The organism is Fundidesulfovibrio sp., assembly GCF_058402725.1.
On record NZ_JBZVFJ010000303.1, the window covers coordinates 1 to 2010 of the forward strand.

Sequence of the window (2010 nt, forward strand, 5' to 3'; positions counted from 1 at the left end):
GAACCAGGGGGCCACCCTCAAGAATTGAGTGGTCCGAAGAAACCCGGCAGGTCACTTTACCAGCAGGGCAAGTTCATATAATGTAAGTATGCTTTGTAGTAATAAATACACAGCCCGCAGTATATTGTTGTGTCCCAAATAAATGATAGCAAGATGTCCATGAAGCCCTCACGAGCAGCAATAGTCTAAAATAAAACCAAGAAGCAGCGAGAAGATCACTGCCCACTCTAGATACCGGCGAAGACTTTTCTTAATGCGTTTCTGGTCTTCGTCAAGAAAAAATAATTTATACACCATGCTATTTGCCGTGATGCTTGAGAAGCATTATTGCGATTGTTAGTCCGATTGCGAACTTTATAAGCTCGATTGCCAGGGGCTTGAAGAGTTTTTTTTGCCAAATGCGCATGTCAATTGTTAGGTCCTTGTAGTCCTGGGGCGTTCTGAGTCATAAATTCTGGCGTGCTCAGGAGTTGTGATGACATCCCTTCATTCCCTGCTACCTGTAGAGTAGCGTCGAAAAAGCCCTGAGGCGCATTCCGCAGGGCAAGCCTCCCCTGTGCTGTCCTGCCATCAAACCAACGTCAGGTTCAAGCCGAACGCCCGTCAGGGGTTCCTGAAAAAATTTTACCTCTCGCCCAACTTTTTACCCACATAGCGCTATGTGGGCTGAAATAAAAATCTACCTGCATAGAATTCGGGGGACCTTGGCAATCACGCCAGGGAACAAACCACCTCAGAGGAGGAGCCCCGAATGCCTTACCCCATCCCCACCGGATCTGCTGCCGCCTTGAACCCGGCGGACCAGCAGGCCCTGAAGCGCCTGCGCTACGAGCGGGCCCTGGATGCCTCGGTCGGCATCACACCGGAAGAGTCGCAGTTCCCCGAAGCCTACGCGCAACAGCCTCAGGCCGGTTTCGACCCCATGGGCCAGCAGATGCGGTTCCAGCAGGGCCAGGAGCCCTCGGGACAGCCCCAGTCCATGCAGGCTCAGTCCGGTCCCCGCTCCATGCCCGGCTACGGGTCCGTTCCGGCCTTCCAGGACATCGTGCGCGCGGTGATCGCCCAGCCCGGCATGGCCCATCATCTGGAAGGCATCGACCTGGACGGCGACGGCATCCCGGACGTGCCGCCCCCGCCCATGGACCCCATGGCCCGCATGCAGTGGCAGGCCATGGTCCAGAACCGCCAGATGGCCCTGCAGGCCGCCATGGCGCGCCGCGCCAAACGCAAGGACGTCAACAACAACGTCCTGCTGAGCGTGCTTCAGTCGGCTGACCCGCTGTTCAGCGAGGTCTACAACAGGGTCATCGGCTATGTCAAAAGCCTTCCCGGAAAGATTCGTGCCTCCTATATGGAGAGCGTTGAGCGTGCGCCCGGCGCGTTCCTCGAACTGTACGGGCTGATCCGGCAGAACGTGGAGCGCGGGCTGTCCCCCAGGCAATCCTACCCCGACACCCCCATGCACCAGCCCGGCAGCGCGGACCCGCGCGCGAGAATCCGCCAGGCCGTGGCCGGTCGCATGAGCCCCCCCGATCTCGCCCGCGCGGGCGTCCTGGACGACGACCGCCCCGCCCGGGCCAGAGACGCCGCCGAGATGGCGGCCCTCAAGACCCGCGTCAAGGCCGGTCAGGCCCGCGAAGGCGATCTGCTGCGCTACCTGGAACTCTCCGGAGTCTAGGCGCGCCTGCGTCCCTCAACCTGTAACACGCGAAAGGAGGAACTTCCGCGATGGCCGATTCCCTTACGTCCTACTATTCCAATTCCGGCGCCGGCGTGCGCGAGATGAAGGACACCATCTTCGAGGATCTGGAGAACATGATCCAGACCATCACGCCGCACAAGACCCCGTTCGTCTCCTCGCTCAAGCCCCTCAAGGCCAAGAACGTGCTGCACGAGTGGCTGGAGGACGAACTGAAGACCCCCACCGGGTCCAACAAGGCCCTGGAAGGCGCGGACGCCGTGGCCACGGAGCGCATCGTGCCCAAGCGGATGTCCAACTACTGCCAGATC

2 protein-coding genes are annotated in these 2010 nt (G+C 59.6%); both read left to right on the plus strand.

Features of this window, described 5'->3' with window-relative positions; genetic code table 11:
- The first annotated feature begins 751 nt into the window (after positions 1-751).
- Complete coding sequence (locus tag ACV4UX_RS18995; protein WP_491594844.1) at positions 752-1678, plus strand: hypothetical protein; 927 nt, start codon at positions 752-754, stop codon at positions 1676-1678.
- A 50-nt stretch (positions 1679-1728) separates the two neighbouring features.
- Positions 1729-2010 (plus strand): SU10 major capsid protein (locus ACV4UX_RS19000; RefSeq protein WP_491594845.1); only part of this gene is annotated, 282 nt, incomplete at its 3' end.

What these genes read in the sequence shown, in the direction of transcription:
- ACV4UX_RS18995 (WP_491594844.1), top strand. Translation starts at nt 752, where the DNA reads ATGCCTTACCCCATCCCCACCGGATCTGCTGCCGCCTTGAACCCGGCG.